Origin of the sequence: Shewanella colwelliana, assembly GCF_001735525.1 — a bacterium.
GTDB lineage: Bacteria > Pseudomonadota > Gammaproteobacteria > Enterobacterales > Shewanellaceae > Shewanella > Shewanella colwelliana.
On record NZ_MCBT01000024.1, the window covers coordinates 116,671 to 133,344 of the forward strand.

Consider the following 16,674-nt stretch of genomic DNA (forward strand, 5'->3'; position numbering starts at 1 on the left):
ACAGATATGGAGTGGCTTCGCTAATATAGGGTAGGATTTTTTGCCAGTTTTGTGGTCTTTTTGACTGAGTGACTGTCAAAAGGAGCGTAGGTTCAAATTGATAGGGATAGATATTCAATTATGTTGTTTATTAGATTCGATACTTTTCAGGGAGAGAAGTAAATGAGCAGAATCGATGAGTTAGTTTTTTTACATCAAGATAGTACCTCTTGTCACCTAGCAGTACTTGCAGAATCAATTGGGCTCAAGACGCGTGTAGTAAAACAAGTGGCAGATCTGGAGCCTGAACGGGATCATAATTGCTTCTATTTAATTGCTCAGAAAGGTGCGGCGCTCGATAGTAAAGGCGTCCCCCTAATCGTCGCGAGGTTACTGCCACATGTACCAATCGCGTTATACCAAATAGAGCGTGGTAGCTTAGATCCTGAGTCGGCGCTATTGCTTGGCGTTCGTGGGTTACTGTTTGCCGATCAGCGTATGGATCTGTTGCTGACCGGTCTGCGTAAAATGGTCAATGACGAGCTATGGTTTGATAGACCGCTAATTTCTAAAGTATTTAGGCGTTTGGTTAATCGCCAAGATAGTGGTGTCGAATTGACTCAAGATACGGTGACTATGCTACAGATGCTGACAGGGCGTGAGCGCACTGTCATCCAACTGGTGTCCAGCGGTGCAAGAAATAAAGAGATTGCCGATAAACTATGCATTAGTGAGCATACTGTTAAAGCGCATATCTCCTCTATTTTTAGAAAGACTCAATCTCGAAATCGTGTCGAACTATTACGCTGGTCTCAAGCCAATGCGTGTCATTTTGAGATCTGCTCATAGAAATTTAGCCTTGAAAAGGCCCCCATAATATAGCCCAGTTGGATAGACTCAATCATCAAGGTACGTGTCGAGGAGATTGAGAAAAGCGCTGGGCACATCCTATCAGAATGACTTCTCAGTTTGTTGTTTTTAGCATGGTGCGCTTAGAAAGGGGCACCATCAAGACTTGCATCGCCTCTTTGGCATTCTAGGCCGTTTATTATCTTTAAAAAAGCAGTTGTAAAGCTTTAAAATTGGTTTTGCTGACTCCTGTTAGTTTGTCGTAGCAGGTTAGTGATCAAAATTTAGTTTTTCATAAAAAAAAACCTCCAAATTCCCACACCACTGTATGCAAAAAATGCCACACCTTGTTCTTGCTTAAGTGTCTGATTTTTTGGCCCCTAAAACCCCCTTCTTTTTACCCTGTTCTCTAGAGTGATTAATCTAGCTCTAATTTTCTATGTTTAACAAATGCTTATACACTCCAAATGTGATTAACCCTTCTTTTTTTTGTTATGAAACTCTGCAACAATCGCAGCGCACGTTAATAGAAATTAGCGACATTATTATAAAAATGGGGTTGATATATGAAATATGTAATAAAGGTATCGGCGATTTCCTCATCGAACTCACCGCCAATCTGACTAGCCAGCAATTTTAGATATTACGAATAAACATTTTTAATTTTGAGTTTGGCCTTCAAATATAGGCTGACAAATTACTAATCGGAAGTAACAGCAATGTTAAACAAATCAACAATTGCGATCGCTATCGTCACTATGCTTAGTGCGGGTTCAGTGAACGCTGTAATACTAGATGGTGACAGTCAAGGCGACCACGTTCGCTTATATGGCGAAGTGGGCGTAGGTGGGCATTTTGATACTCATCCAGATTACAACCACGATGAGTTCTATGATACCAAAGGCTATGTCGATGATAGCTTCGCCACCATGGGCGTAACGGGTCAACGTCAACAGTTTACCTATCGTCTTGAATTAGATTACCAGCGCCGTAACTGGCTGGGTGGTGATGGTGAGTTCGAATTGGCCATCGACAAATTATACGTAGGCTATGTCTTAACTGATCAGCAGTGGGTTGAGCTCGGCTTGACTGACACTGCATTCGATGATTACGACCACTTCGGTGATTTCACCTTCAACAAATCTGTTGAGACTGGTGAAGCGGGTGACCAAGAGAATACGGTTAAATACCAAGCTGAGTTTGAAAACCTAATTTTTGGTGCTTCTTACTCATACGACGGTGAACACAAGAGTGGTGCGCTACAAGGTGACATCATTAACGGATACATGGGGTGGATGTCTGATCTGCTGTCTGTAGTCGTAGGACTAGAAACTCGTGGCGGCTCTAACGGCATCAGTAAATATGGTGAGCAGAAGCAGATAGGTTTTGGCGCACGTCTGAAACTGATGCCTGAATTATCTATCGGTGTGAATGGCTTTGTAGAAGATGAAGACTTGTCTACACGTAAGAGCGGTGATGTACACCTAGATTACCAGACTTTCCGTAACCAAGGGCTAACAGTCAGTGCCAAGTACGACCTAAATGAACACTGGGAAATCATCAGCTCTGTAAACCATGAAGAGTACGAAGGTTGGGATTTGATCGGTCCGAACTATGACTACTCTAAGCTACCTGCTGAGTATGGAAAAGAGCGTCAGTGGGCCAGTTTAGGTTTCAACTACCGTCCTGCTCGCGACATCGTGCTGTCTGTAGAAGGCCGAGTTGGCGAAGCTCCTGAAGCTGGCTATGCATACGCGCGTATCTACTTCTAGTCCGAATTGAATTCAATTTTATAGAGTTTACTATGAAAAAAAGTTTCCTATCGCTGGCTATTGCCAGCACCATCAGCATGGGCGCCTTCGCTGGCGTTGAAGACCTGCTGATCACCGAAATGACCCAGAGTACCGATGCCAATGTTGGCGCGGTTGAGATCACAAACACAGGCTCTGATGCCTTCACCTTCACCGATGAAATTACCGCTTTCCAACGCTCAGGCGGTAAGTATGATAATGAGTTGCTAAACGCTGATGCTAAGCCGTTATTGACTGGCCATACGCTTGCTCCTGGTGCAACGATGGTGGTTGTTAATAGTCGATCTAGCGAAGAGTTTCGTAACGCTATTGTGACTCAAGGTGGCACAGTTGTTGTCTCTACCTATGACAGCAGTAATAAATACAACAACCTATTTATGACCAGTGATGACGGTTTCTTCCTGAAAAATGGTGATACTGTTATCGATCGTGTTGGCGCCGTGAATGAGACTAGCAAGTGGGCACCAAATACCACTTTACGTCGTAAAAAAGCGGCAGATGGCAACAATCCTGCTCAATCTGGTACGTTCGATGCGACTAAGTGGCAGAACATCTTACCAATGAGATTTGATGATTTAGGTAAATCAGACCTACCTGCTGCTGATGCTGCCGATATCATGGACATCTTCACCTGCCCAACAGATAAGAGTGAGATCTTGTCTCCTAGCGAAGTGCAGGGTACAGGCTTTACTTCGCCTTTGATTGCCGCTGGTGAAACCGAATCAGCTGAAAAAGTGGCCGTAGAAGGGGTTATCTCTGTTAAGGTCTCTATCCCTAACGAAGGCTTCTATCTTCGCAATCTTGTTTCTGATAACAACCCAGAAACTTCCGATGGTATCTTTGTTAGCTCTAGCGCCGCGGGCGATCTAAAAGTGGGCCAAACAGTTTGTATCGGTAGTAAAGTTGCTGAGTTTGAAGGTCAGACTCAACTGTCTGCTGATACGGCATTTAGCTGGAACGTTACTGATACTGATATCCTAACCCAGCCTACAGATATTGAAGTGATTAGCGCTGATAACGGCTCGTTCGATAAGACCCTTGAGCGTTATGAGGGTATGTTGGTTAATTTGCCTACCGATCTGGATCCTCAGACTGATGGCGACCAAGATATGCGTATTACTCGCAGCTTTAGCTATAACTACCTTTTAAGTAGCAAAGGCCATAACCGTAACAACATGGTAGCGGCTTATAAGCGTCCTAACTTACAGCCTAACCATTTGCATGTTGCAGGAAGCCCAGAAGCTAAAGCAGCTTATGAGCAAAACAATGACTATCGTTTAGTCATTGAAAGCTCGCCTAAATCAAACGGTACAGAGTTACCTTACTACGCTGGCTTTAACAGTGACCCACACACTAACTATATCCGTATCGACGATAGTCTCGTTAATGCGCAAGGTGTGATCAGTCAATACGAAACTGAGTTGATCCCAGGGACTGATAAGTTTGATCAAGACTACAGCCTGACGATAACCAACCAGTTGACGAGTGATAACTTCATTCACAACTTACCGCGTACTGATGAACCTGATCTGAAGGACACTGTGGCCGAAGATGATTTTGCCATCCGTGTTGCCAGTCAGAACTTGTTTAACTTCTTTAACTCTCCTTTCGGTGGCGACAATAATAACTATGGTCAGAGCCGAGGTGCAGATACTTACGATGAATACATCAACCAGAGAACTAAGCTGGTAGAAATTATTCGTGCTCAGGATGCCGATGTGATGGCCCTGATGGAGATTGAAAACAACGGTTTTGGTGATGACAGTGCTATTGCTGAGATTGTTAACCAGGTCAATATCCAATATGTAGATGAGCGTGCCCAAGATTACAATGGCCCTAACTCTACAGAAAACCGTTATGTGTTTGTTGGTTTCGACAACAACGGCAACCAAATGCTGGATAACCTAGACGCTATTGGTTCTGATGCTATTGCTACTGGTATTATCTATCGTCCAAGTAAGATGAGCATTGAGCGTACTCGCGTTATCCCAATGCCTCAGCAGAAAGCACCTACTATCGTCAACGACTTAGGTGAGGTGATCAAAGATCAAAACCAAGAGATCTTAGAGAACGGTCAGAACTACCATCGTGATGCCTTGGTGGTTACCTTTATCGTGAACCAAACAGGTAAGCGCTTGACGCTATCTGTTAACCACCTTAAGTCAAAAGGCTCTACTTGTTGGGAAGAATGGCAAGGTGTTGAGTTTGGTAATACCACGACTTGGAACAACCGTACCGCTCCTGATCTAGACTACCAAGGTTCTTGTGCTGAGTTCCGCGTAGCGGGTGCCGTGCACTTAGGCGAAGAGATGGAAGACATTCCTGGGGATAAGATCATCCTCGGTGATTTGAACGCCTATGGTAAAGAAGATCCTGTACTGGTTCTTACTGAGAACCCACGTAACAAGACGATCGTTACCGCTAGCCACACTTTCCTTGGACCTAAGCCTCAGTTTAATGAAGATGGCTCTGCAGCCACCATCACCAAGACTTATGGCTACATCGACATCGTTGGTGAAAAGTTCAAAGAGAAAGGTAAGACGCCTTGGAGTTACTCTTTCAGTGACGAAATCGGTTCACTCGATCACATTTTGATCTCACCTTCTCTAAAAGATCGCGTGATTGATGCCACTGACTGGCATGTTAATGCAGCCGAGACTGGCCTGTATGACTACCAAAACCGCTTTAAAGGGTCAATCGACGGTACTGGTACGCACAAGTTCTACAAGCCAGACATCTATCGCGCGTCGGATCACGATCCTGCACTGATTACCCTTAGCTATAAGCCAGGTGATGCGGATGCTAACGTGCCTCTAAATCTGCCAAAACTGAGAAAGCTGATCAAGGTTCCTTACCAGATCCCTGCTGATATTTCACCTCAAGTTGGCGATGTTGCGACTGTTAGTATGAGCCCAGAGGATGATGAACTGCGCTTAGATCTGACCCAAATGGTACTGCCTAATGTGGTTATTTCTAATGACGAGACTGCTTTGGTGAATTTCGAGGTATTTGGTGCGCCATCAGCTATCTACAACGTTAGCGTAAGCCTAATGCGTGATGGAAAACTTGTGGAAGGGTCTAAGCAAACTTTCCGTGCCAAGGTATCTAATCGCGACACCTTGATTGCTGACATTGTAGAAGAAGAAATCGATCACACTGGCGGTGATGGTGGTGCGGGTAGCACTGGCTTCATCAGCTTGCTATCCCTGTTCGGATTGGCAGCTATGCGCCGTCGCCTTCGCAAATAAGGCTGATCTCGATAATGAAGCGCGCAGCTTTCGGGCGGCGCGCTTCCCATCAAAGAATCAAAAGAGATACGATTATGAGAATTAAAATGAGTGCAGTTGCTACCGCGACTGCCATGGTTTTGGGCGCTTTTTCTACTGCGGCGAGCGCTGATTTACTGATCACTGAGTACATGGAGGGTGGCGGGTTTAATAAAGCTATCGAGCTTTATAACTCCGGTGACTCTGCACAATCTTTAAGTGGTTACAAGCTCGTTCGTTACAAAGATGGTGCAACCACTACGACAGATATGGTCGCATTTACAGATCAAGAAATACCAGCAAAAGGCATCTTAGTTGTTAGGCATACCGACGCTGTGTTGAACCTCGACGCTAGCGTAACTGAGATGATTGGTGGCCTTCAGCAGAATGGAACAGATGCTGTTGCACTGCTCAATGGCGACACGGTCGTTGATATTGTTGGCGCGGTACCTACCCCCAAAGATTGGGGTAAAGATGTCACGCTGCGACGTAGCGATACTACTAGCTCCATGGTCGCTAAAGATACTTTCGACGAGAGCGATTGGACTTCTCACCCCAAGGATACTGTCGACGGATTTGGCTGTATTGGTGAGAATGCCTGTAGTTTCGTTGCTGAGCCTGGTGTACTGCTTATTACTGAGTACATTGAAGGCAGCGCCAACAACAAAGCCATCGAGATCTCCAACGTCGGTGGCAGTGCCATCGATCTTGACGCTAATGTATATCAGCTAGCTAAGCATTCTAACGGTGCCGTAGACGCTGGTGATGCCGAAATTTTGTCTGGAACACTAGAGCCAGGCAAGAGCATAGTTTTCCATAATTCCGGTGCAGCCGATGAGTTTAAAGTCGGAACAGAGTCAAAAGTCACTTGGTTTAACGGCGATGATGCTATGGTGCTCACCAAAGATGGTGCAGTTATTGACAGCATTGGTAAGGTTGGAGAAAGGGTAAACTGGAAAGATGGTGACTTTTCCACGGTAGATGCAACCTTACGCCGCAAAGATTCTGTCAAAGTTGGTGATACTGATACTTCGGATACTTACCCTGGAACGTCTAAAGACCAATGGCTTGTTCTGCCTAAAGACACTTCTGATGGCCTTAATTGTGCTGGCGAGAGTGCCTGTGACGGTTCAGTAACCCCACCAGAGCCACCAAAGCCAGAAACTGGCCCTTGTACGGGTTGTGAGACGCTGACTCCGGTTGCCGATCCTGCTACGTTCAATGGTGAAATCTATTACTCAGATGTATTGAGTGGCGAGTTTGCCAATGCTGAAGAGCTTAAAAATGCACTGTCAGTTATCATTGCTAAAGATCATAAGCAACTAACTTACAAGCAAGTTTGGAGTACTCTGACATACGCTGACCAAGATCCTAGTGACGATAAGAAGGTTATTGAGATCTACACCGGCGCTTCTATTTCTAAGTACGACAACCAGACTAGCGGTAGCGGTGTTGGTAAGTGGAACCGTGAGCACGTTTGGGCCAAGAGCCATGGCTTCCCAAGCGAGTCTCAGTGGGGCTATACCGATGCGCATCACTTACGTCCTTCAGATCCAGGTATCAACACAGCACGAAGCAATAATGACTTTGGTGCGTGTAAAGATACCGGTGAAGAGGTAATGTTCAACGGTGTTGGTACAGGTAACTACCTGAACAAAACTACGGACTGCTGGGAGCCTCGTGATGAGGTGAAAGGCGACGTTGCACGTATGATCATGTACATGGATACTCGCTATCAGGGTACTGATACTGCTACAACGAATATGCCTGATCTGGTTGCCGTTGATCGTCTAACGACGACTGACGAGGATAGCGCTCCGCTTATTGGTACGCTTTGTACGCTGTATGCATGGAACCAGTTAGATGCTGTTGATGCCTACGAGCAGAACCGAAACAACCAGGTATACAAATACCAGGGTAACCGTAACCCCTTCATTGACCGTCCTGAGTTAGTGAAAGAAGTTTATGGTGCAGTCTGTGGAGACAATCCAAACCCTGCTTTAGAAGTTGAAGGTGATATCCTTGCTCCTGAAAGTGTTACTGAAGGTGCTGCATACACCCTAGACGCTTCAGCAATCAAAGCAGGTGAAGGTGTTACGCTGACTTATAAGTGGGAACAGATTGTTGGTGAAGAGAAAACGCTAGTTGGCGACATGGCAACTTTGTCTCTGACCGCACCAATGGTTAAAGCCGACGAGACGTTGAACTTCACCTTGACCATCAGCGACGGTACGTTGGAAACAACTAAAGCGGTTAGCGTAAGTGTGATCAACGTGCCTTTGGCGCTGAACGTAGAGTTTGCGGGTACAACTAAAGTAACTGAAGGTGAAAAGGCTTCAATTACTGCGACGGTTACTGATGCACCAGAAGGGACTACCTACAGCTGGAAACAGGTATCTGGTACCACGGCTGTGTATACCGCTGCAGGTCTGACACTTGATGTGACTGCACCTAGCGTCAATATTGACCAAGTGCTTGTGTTCGAGCTTATGGCAACGGTTGGCGAAGAAAGCTTCGCTAAGTCTGTTAGCATTGAGGTGACAAACACCGAAGAACCTGGTTGGACTAAGCCAGATGGCGCCGGTAGTTTGGGTGGTTTTATCACACTGTTGCTACCGCTAATGTGGTTGCGTCGCCGCCAAGGCTAATCATCAGTTAAGCCTAAAAAAGCAGCACCGGGATCGCTCTGGGTGCTGCTTTTTTTAACTGTACAGACGTTGTCTATATCTCTACTTGTGCACTGCGACGCAAACCCCTTAGGGCGAGTGACAACGTTTATCTGAATATTATTGAAGGATTATTATGAATACTTCACTCCGTCCTTCTTGCCTACTTCTTACCGGCTCAGCTATCGCGCTAACGTTAGCATTGAGCGGATGTGGTAAGGAAAAGGTGGAAAAGGCGCCTAAAACGACAGCATCAATTGCCTGCCAAGCCGCTGGTGATGACTGTAAGCGTTTTACCTTGCTGCATACCAATGATCACCACGGCCGTTTTTGGCATGGTTCTAGAGGTGAGTATGGTATGGCTGCACGTAAAACCATACTTGACCAAATCCGCAAAGAGGTTACTGAACAAGGTGGGGAGACGCTGCTGCTATCAGGTGGCGATATTAATACTGGTGTGCCAGAGTCTGATCTTCAAGACGCCGAGCCAGATTTTATCGGCATGAACCATCTTGGTTATGATGCCATGGCCGTAGGTAACCATGAGTTTGATAATCCATCGACTGTGATGGATAAACAACGAGGCTGGTCTAAATTTCCTTGGTTATCGGCCAATATCTATCGCCAAGTCGATGGTGAGTGGCAGCGCTACTTTGAGCCTTATAAGCTATTTGAGGTTCAAGGGTTGAAGTTGGCCGTCGTTGGGCTGACTACCGAACATACCGCTGAAATTGGTAATCCAGAGTTTGTTGAAGCGTTTAAATTCACCTCTCCTCAAGATGAGGTGCAAGGTATTTTGGCAGAGCTTGAAGAGAAGCATCAACCGGATCTTGTTTTTGGTCTCACCCATATGGGGCACTATGAAAACGGTGTACATGGCAGTAACGCCCCTGGTGATGTTGCACTGGCTAAAAGCCTAAAGCCTGGCCAGATTCAAGCCATCATTGGCGGACATTCACAGCTGCCCGTTTGTATGGAAGGGGAGACAGGTGAGTACGTAGAAGATTATGGTCGAGATGAGCCGTGTAAACCCGATCGCCAAAATGGCACTTGGATCATGCAAGCCTACGAGTGGGGTAAGTTTGTTGGTCGCGCCGATTTTGAATACTATGGCGGTAAGTTACACCTGGCTAATTACGAGCTGGTACCAGTGAATACCGAAACCAAATTCGGTTCCTACTATCCACCTCATATGCTGACCCCTAAGGATAAAGAAACTCTTGAACTGCTTCGCCCTTATCAAGCGAAAGGGCAACTGAAGTTAAGAGAAGAAATTGGTGTGGCCAAGGCGGATTTCATTGGTAAACGTAAAGTTGTTCGTTACCAAGCAGCGCCGTTAGGGATAATGATAGCTCACGCCCAGACTCAGCTCCCAGTGCCTGCCGATTTCGGTATCATGAACTCTGGCGGTATTCGTGCCACCATAAAGAAAGGGCCTATTCGTTACCGAGATGTGCTTAAGGTGCAGCCTTTCTCTAATAGTGTGACAGTGACTGAAATGGATGGGGCTGAACTGAAGAAGTATCTGTCTAAGGTTGCGCTTAAGACTCGAGGCTCTGGTGGTTTTGCCCACTTTAGCGGCATCAAGATGACAGTCGACTGTAAAGCTAAAGAGGTCGATATCAGAACGGTTGGCGACAAACCTTTCAAGTTAACGGATAACTATCGATTTACCCTCCCAAGCTATAACGCTGCGGGCGGTAACAAATATCCTAAGTTGAAGGAAAGGGCGAGAGACACCGGCTTTATTGATGCTGATATGCTTTATCAGTTTATCAAACAGCATGGCACCCTTGACCCTGTTGACTATGACAGAGCGAAAGATGTTCGGTATATTAATTCTAGAAGCTCTGATGGCTGCGGCAGTTAGTCTTATGCATTAACCCACAGTGACCTTAGTGTTTGAACAAGAGCCCACCTTTTAGGTTGGGCTCTTTTTTACAATGTACGCGCCGAAAAATCCCCAGCCTAGTTGTACAATCTAAAGTTATAAGTGGTTGAGGCTCATTAGTTTGAGTGATAGTCGCTATTGGGCAATCAAATGGCGCATTGGTTTTGGCTCTTTTTACTAAGCAGTAAAGCCTATCCTGATATTATCTCGAGCCAGTGGTTGCATCTTTGCCTGAAGAATAGTCAGAAAAGCAATATGATGGCACTGGCCGCTCCTCGTTTAATTAAAATAATGTAATTAAATTACCATACTGAATGTTATTGATCCGAGTTTACTCGGTTTAGTTTGATAATTCGTCACCTGCTAAATGTAATCCAATCGATCGAATATTACAGATTGTTGAAACTCCTGTGCTATTTGTATGTCGGCTGTGGTGTTTTGGTGGTGGTAACTTTATGGCTTTATTGCATTTTTTTGTGTGAAACCGCTGTTTTGCTCAAAAAAATCCCATCTAAATAATAATCTTTTTTTAAGTGATACAGATCGCTTGTGTCGCCGATATAGCGAGATAGACTGCCCGCATCTCATGATTTTTGTGGTCATAAATGTATGGAAGTTTTCATCAGTTTGCTGGGTATGTTTACCTTAGTGACTATCGCGATATTGCTATCTGAACACCGCAAGGCGATCAATCCGCGTACTGTGTTAGGCGCTCTGGCTTTTCAAGTGGCCTTTGGTGCGTTTGTTATGTACCTGCCGATGGGGCAAAGCATGTTAGACAGCGCCTCTAATGGTGTGATGCATGTGATTAGTTACGGCAATGAAGGCTTAGGTTTTTTGTTTGGTGATTTAGCCAAGTTTGGCGTGGGTTTTATCTTCGTTATCAATGTGCTCTGTGTGGTCGTGTTCATCAGTTCATTGATTGCAGTGCTCTATTACTTAGGCATTATGCAGCTGGTGATTGGCCTAATTGGTGGCGCGCTCTCTAAGTTACTTGGCACCAGTCGTGCCGAATCACTCTCCGCCACCGCTAACATCTTTGTTGGGCCTATCGAAGCGCCCTCTATGGTACGTCCATTTGTGAAGCACATGACCCGATCTGAGCTGTTTGCCGTGATGACGGGGGGCTTGGCATCGGTGGCGGGTGGCACCATGATTGGCTATATCCAGATGGGCGTCGATGTTAAGTATGTGCTGACCGCCGCCTTTATGACGGCACCAGCAGGTTTGCTCTTTGCCAAGCTGATGTGGCCAGAAACGGATACGCCGCGTAATGACATCAAGCGGGTGATGGATGAGCAAGAAGACAAGCCGACCAATGTACTCGACGCCGCCGCAGGTGGCGCTGCGATGGGGATGCAACAAGTGCTGAATGTTGCTGCACTCTTGTTAGCTTTCGTGGGGTTGATTGCGCTCGTTAACGGTTTGATTGGTGGTATCGGCGGATGGTTTGGCTACAGCGAACTGACCATGCAAGCAATATTGGGCTATCTTCTTGCGCCTCTAGCATGGTTAATGGGGGTGCCTTGGAGTGAAGCGACACAAGCGGCATCGTTCATAGGTCAGAAGATGGTGATTAACGAATTTGTCGCCTATGTAGATTTCCTCAAGGTCGCAGATAACTTATCAGAGAAAACCCAGATTATTATTAGTTTCGCGCTCTGTGGTTTTGCCAATATTGGCTCACTGGCTATGGTGATTGGCGGCTTGGCGGCACTTTGCCCTGAGAGACGTCAGGACCTTAGTGCGATTGGCATGAAGGCGCTTATTGCTGCTGCGTTAGCTAACTTAATGAGTGGCACGATTGCCGGATTACTGTTTAGTTTAGCGGGTTAGTCGCCTGATATGATAACGGCCTGCGCATTCTGTGCAGGCATTTTTACTGGAGTAAAACATGACCCCACATATTAATGCTGCCGTTGGCGATTTTGCTGAAACCTTGCTTATGCCAGGTGATCCTCTGCGGGCCAAGTACATCGCCGATAATTTTTTACACAATGCGCGTTTGGTGACTGACGTGCGTAATATGCTCGGCTATACCGGCGAATATCAAGGCAGAGCGATTTCGGTGATGGGCTCTGGCATGGGGATACCTTCTATCTCTATTTATGCTAAAGAGTTAGCGACTGAATATGGCGTTAAGAACATCATTCGTATCGGTTCTTGCGGTGCTGTCAGCAACAAAATCAAGTTGATGGATGTGGTGATGGCTATGGGGGCGAGCACCGACTCAGCCGTTAATCGTAGCCGGTTTGCTAATACGGACTTTGCCATGATCGCCGATTTTAATTTGCTACGTTTGGCCGCCGATGCTGCGGATAAGCAGGGGGCAAATTATCACGTCGGTAATCTTTACTCTTCAGATCTTTTCTATTGCAGTGATGAGACGCGTTACGACGATATGGAAAAATACGGCATTCTTGGTGTCGAAATGGAAGCGGCTGGACTTTATGGGGTCGCGGCCGAATATGGCATTAATGCATTAGCCATGATGACGGTGACAGATCACTTACGTCAAGGATTGCACCTTAGCGCCGAAGAGCGCCAGCACACGCTGAATGAGATGATTAAATTAACTCTCGAAGCGGTGAGTCATCTTAAATAAACCTGTTACCCTAGGTCTTCGAGTAGCCATCAAAGTGTGGCCGAGTGATTCGCGCAAGTGACACTTAGGTCATAAACAAAAAATTAAGGCTGCTCGAAGGCCACTCCCTTCGTTATACCATTTGGCCTGCTGCCGATACTGACACCTTAACCTATTTGTGTTTTACGCTTGAAGCAGTAGACTAACCTCCTCTAAAATTTGTGGAAATGGAATATCAAATGAGCATTTGGTTTCGACCCGTCACGTTGGAAATTTGCGAAAAAATGGATAGTGGCATGCATGGTAAAGGTACATTGATGCAGACCATGGGCATAAAGATATCTGAAATTGGCGATGACTATATGAAGGCGACCATGCCTGCGTCGCCCGCTATCCATAATCCATTGGGGATTGTGCATGGTGGGGCTAATGTTGCCTTGGCTGAAACCGTGGCGAGTTATGCTGCTAACTTTGTGGTTGATTTTGACAACTACTATTGTGTTGGCCAAGAGATCAATGCCAACCACCTTAAAGCATCACGTAATGGAGTATTAACGGCAACCGCCAAGCCTGTGCATTTAGGTAAGCGCAGTTCGGTTTGGGAAATCTTGGTGCACAACAGTGCAGGCGAACTTTGTTGTATCTCCAGAATGACCGCAGCCGTGGTAAAGCGTTAGTATAACGATAAAAACTGGCTAAATGCTGTCGCTTATTCCCGTTTTTGTCCATAATAAGGGCATACAAACTTTTACTCAGTGGAGAGCGAATGGATAACGCAACGATTTGGGAATGGGTGGGATATTTAGCGTCAGTGGTCGTCGCCATTTCGCTGATGATGTCGAATATTAAGAAGCTGCGTTGGTGGAACTTAATCGGTGCAGCACTGTTTGTCGCTTACGGCATGGCTATCGACGCAATCCCTGTAGCACTAGTGAACTTTTTCATTGTGCTAATTGATATCTATTATCTCGTTAAGCTATATCGAGAGCCCAGCGACTCAAGCACTAGCGAGTGACGCTAGCTCAATACTAATGATTGATAAAACCAGCGTAAGCTGGTTTTTTTGTCTCAGCTGTTAGCCTTTGCCCTTCAGCACGCTGCGCTCGTTTGCACGCTCTTTGCCGTTTCGCCCTCCAGTATTTGTAAAATCATTTAAGGTTATCGGTTTTAATCGTTTTATTTGTTTCTCTCGTCGCTTTATTCTTGACCCATACCGATTGCAAAGGAAGAGAGAGAGGAGTTTTCCTATGGCAACCATTTATGACGTGATTGAACAATGGCTTACCGACGCGCAATAAGCGCTCACACATTTTTTGGAGAGCAACAGAATGACGAATATGACCCAACAGCAAACACTAACAAGCCAAAGTGGCGCACCTATCGCCGACGACCAAAACTCATTGTCTGCTGGAGAGCGCGGCCCGCTGCTACTTCAAGATTGGCACTTAATTGAGAAGCTAGCGCATTTTAACCGTGAGCGTATTCCTGAGCGTATTGTTCACGCTAAAGGTACCGGGGTTTACGGCACTTTTACCCTAACCAAAGATTTAAGCGATTACACCATCGCCGATCATTTTAATGGCGTAGGTAAACAGACAGAAACTTTCATTCGCTTCTCAACCGTAGGTGGTGAAATGGGCTCTGCCGATGCCGAGCGCGACCCGCGTGGTTTTGGGTTACGCTTTTACACGGCGCGCGGTAATCACGATATTGTGGGTAATAACACGCCAACTTTCTTTTTGCGTGATGGTATTAAGTTTCCCGACTTCATCCATACGCAAAAGCGCAACCCGCAAACTAACTTAAAAGATCCACAGGCAATGTGGGACTTTTGGTCGTTAAACCCGGAAGCCATGCATCAGGTAACCATATTAATGTCAGATCGTGGTATTCCTGCCAACTACCGCCAAATGCATGGTTATGGCTCGCATACTTTCTCTTTCTGGAATGCAAAGGGTGAGCGTTTCTGGGTCAAGTTCCACTTTAAATCACAGCAAGGCGTGGTGAACTTAACGGGTGAGCAAGCTGATATTTTGAAAGGGATTGATCCGGACTCGTCACAACGCGACATGGTCGCTGCGATTAATGACGGTAATTTCCCACGCTGGACGGTCAACGTGCAGATTATGCCAGAAGCCGACGCTAACCATTATCATATCAACCCGTTTGACTTGACTAAGGTATGGCCGCACAGCGATTACCCCTTAATTGAAGTGGGTGAGTTAGAGCTTAATCGTCTGCCGCAAAACTATTTTGCCGAAGTGGAGCAAGTGGCGCTAGCGCCGAGTAACTTAGTCCCTGGTGTGGGCGCATCACCCGATAAGATGTTGCAAGCGCGATTATTTGCCTATGCCGATGCTCAACGCTATCGTATTGGCGCTAACTATAACCAGTTACCTGTTAACTGCCCGCATGCTACGCAAGCTAACCACCATCAACGTGGCGGTGCAATGGCTGGTACTCAGTGTCCATTCAGTGGCAGTCAGACCGGCGCCGACGCTAGCGCAAACTACGGTCCAAATAGTACGGCAGCAGCGCTAGTGGAACCGACTCAGTTTGTTGAGCCACCACTACGAATTGAGGGCGAGGCAGCACGTTACAGCCGTTATGAACAGGATGATTTTACCCAGGCGGGAAATCTGTATCGCATCTTCTCTGAAGCGGAGAAAGCCCGCTTAATTGCGACCATTTCGGGCTCATTGAGTCAGGCAAGTCTGGATGTTCAGCAACGTATGGTGGCACACTTTACCAATGCCGACAGTGACTATGGTCAGCGAGTTAAACAAGCTCTCGGGTTATAAGCGGTAAGTTAATGAAAAACCAATGGCTAAGCCATTGGTTTTTTTTGCTTGGTATTTTTCTCGCTCGTCGCCCTTAGAACAATAGCGTCACCACCCCTAACAGCGCAAACAAGACGGCACAACCGCGATGGATCCATTTCATCGGTAATTTATCGGCACTAAAGTGACCCGCTATCACCACAGGGACATTGGCGATCATCATGCCTAATGTGGTACCTATCACGACCAATCCTAGTGCATCATATTTAGCCGACAGCACCACAGTTGCCACTTGGGTTTTGTCGCCCATCTCTGCTAAAAAGAACAGAATGAAGGTCGCGATAAAAGGGCCCATTTTATAGAAACGGCTCTCTTCGCTGTCGACCTTATCTGGTACTAATACCCATAATGCAATGGCAAAAAAGGAGAGGGCAACCAGATAGGTTGCGACGCTTGGATTAATGAAGTTTATGGCCCACTGCCCAAACCAGGCCGCGGCAAAGTGATTGGTTAATGTGGATAGCAAGATACCAAAAATAATGGCGGTTTTATTTTTAAAACGTGCAGCAAGAATAAGCGCTAAGAGTTGCGTCTTGTCGCCGATTTCGGCAATAGCGACGGTGAAGGTTGATGCGAGTAAAGCTTCCATGATGTTTCCTTAGGGGGCAAAAAATCCAAGCACAGTCCGCCGCCCCCTAATTTGAGCGGTAACCGTGCTTAGGTCTTGCCTGGCAATGTGTGGGCATTAAATCCCGCTGATTGCTGTGAGCACCATGGCGTATGGCCAAGTATGTTGATACTCACCCGAGTCCCAAATAGAGACGCGTTAGCTACTCCCCTAAAGCAGT

Annotated in this window: 11 protein-coding genes; 10 read left to right on the forward strand and 1 reads right to left on the reverse strand. The window is 46.3% G+C overall.

Annotation, left to right across the window (positions count from 1 at the left end; translation table 11 throughout):
* Window positions 1-162 precede the first annotated feature (162 nt).
* From BEL05_RS09190 to katB, 10 genes are all read left to right on the forward strand, one after another.
* Window positions 163-828, forward strand: coding sequence for a response regulator transcription factor (locus BEL05_RS09190; RefSeq protein ID WP_069670986.1), 666 nt, complete (start codon window positions 163-165; stop codon window positions 826-828).
* 719 nt (window positions 829-1,547) lie between these two features.
* A complete protein-coding gene (locus BEL05_RS09195) occupies window positions 1,548-2,600 on the forward strand; it encodes a hypothetical protein (protein ID WP_028763717.1) in 1,053 nt (350 codons plus the stop codon).
* 32 nt (window positions 2,601-2,632) lie between these two features.
* Entirely contained in the window at window positions 2,633-5,887 is a 3,255-nt protein-coding gene (locus tag BEL05_RS09200) for an ExeM/NucH family extracellular endonuclease (protein ID WP_069670987.1), read from the forward strand.
* A gap of 74 nt (window positions 5,888-5,961) precedes the next feature.
* The gene (locus tag BEL05_RS09205) at window positions 5,962-8,553 is read left to right on the forward strand and encodes an endonuclease (protein ID WP_069670988.1); all 2,592 of its coding nucleotides are present in this window, start codon (window positions 5,962-5,964) and stop codon (window positions 8,551-8,553) included.
* Window positions 8,554-8,707: 154 nt separating this feature from the next.
* The gene (gene ushA, locus BEL05_RS09210; RefSeq protein WP_069670989.1) at window positions 8,708-10,441 is read left to right on the forward strand and encodes a bifunctional UDP-sugar hydrolase/5'-nucleotidase UshA; all 1,734 of its coding nucleotides are present in this window, start codon (window positions 8,708-8,710) and stop codon (window positions 10,439-10,441) included.
* A 630-nt stretch (window positions 10,442-11,071) separates the two neighbouring features.
* Window positions 11,072-12,298: a NupC/NupG family nucleoside CNT transporter gene (locus BEL05_RS09215; RefSeq protein WP_069670990.1), complete on the forward strand. Its 1,227-nt coding sequence runs from the start codon at window positions 11,072-11,074 to the stop codon at window positions 12,296-12,298.
* Window positions 12,299-12,356: 58 nt separating this feature from the next.
* Entirely contained in the window at window positions 12,357-13,067 is a 711-nt protein-coding gene (gene deoD, locus BEL05_RS09220) for a purine-nucleoside phosphorylase (protein WP_069670991.1), read from the forward strand.
* Window positions 13,068-13,285: 218 nt separating this feature from the next.
* Window positions 13,286-13,723 (forward strand): PaaI family thioesterase, encoded by a 438-nt coding sequence (locus BEL05_RS09225; RefSeq protein ID WP_028763724.1) that lies wholly within the window; start codon window positions 13,286-13,288, stop codon window positions 13,721-13,723.
* Window positions 13,724-13,812: 89 nt separating this feature from the next.
* A complete protein-coding gene (locus BEL05_RS09230; protein WP_028763725.1) occupies window positions 13,813-14,061 on the forward strand; it encodes a YgjV family protein in 249 nt (82 codons plus the stop codon).
* 322 nt (window positions 14,062-14,383) lie between these two features.
* The gene (gene katB, locus BEL05_RS09235; protein ID WP_069671037.1) at window positions 14,384-15,847 is read left to right on the forward strand and encodes a catalase KatB; all 1,464 of its coding nucleotides are present in this window, start codon (window positions 14,384-14,386) and stop codon (window positions 15,845-15,847) included.
* 73 nt (window positions 15,848-15,920) lie between these two features.
* Here katB and BEL05_RS09240 read toward each other — a convergent pair whose 3' ends face one another.
* Window positions 15,921-16,475, reverse strand: coding sequence for a TMEM165/GDT1 family protein (locus BEL05_RS09240; protein WP_069670992.1), 555 nt, complete (start codon window positions 16,473-16,475; stop codon window positions 15,921-15,923).
* Between the last annotated feature and the right edge of the window lie 199 nt (window positions 16,476-16,674).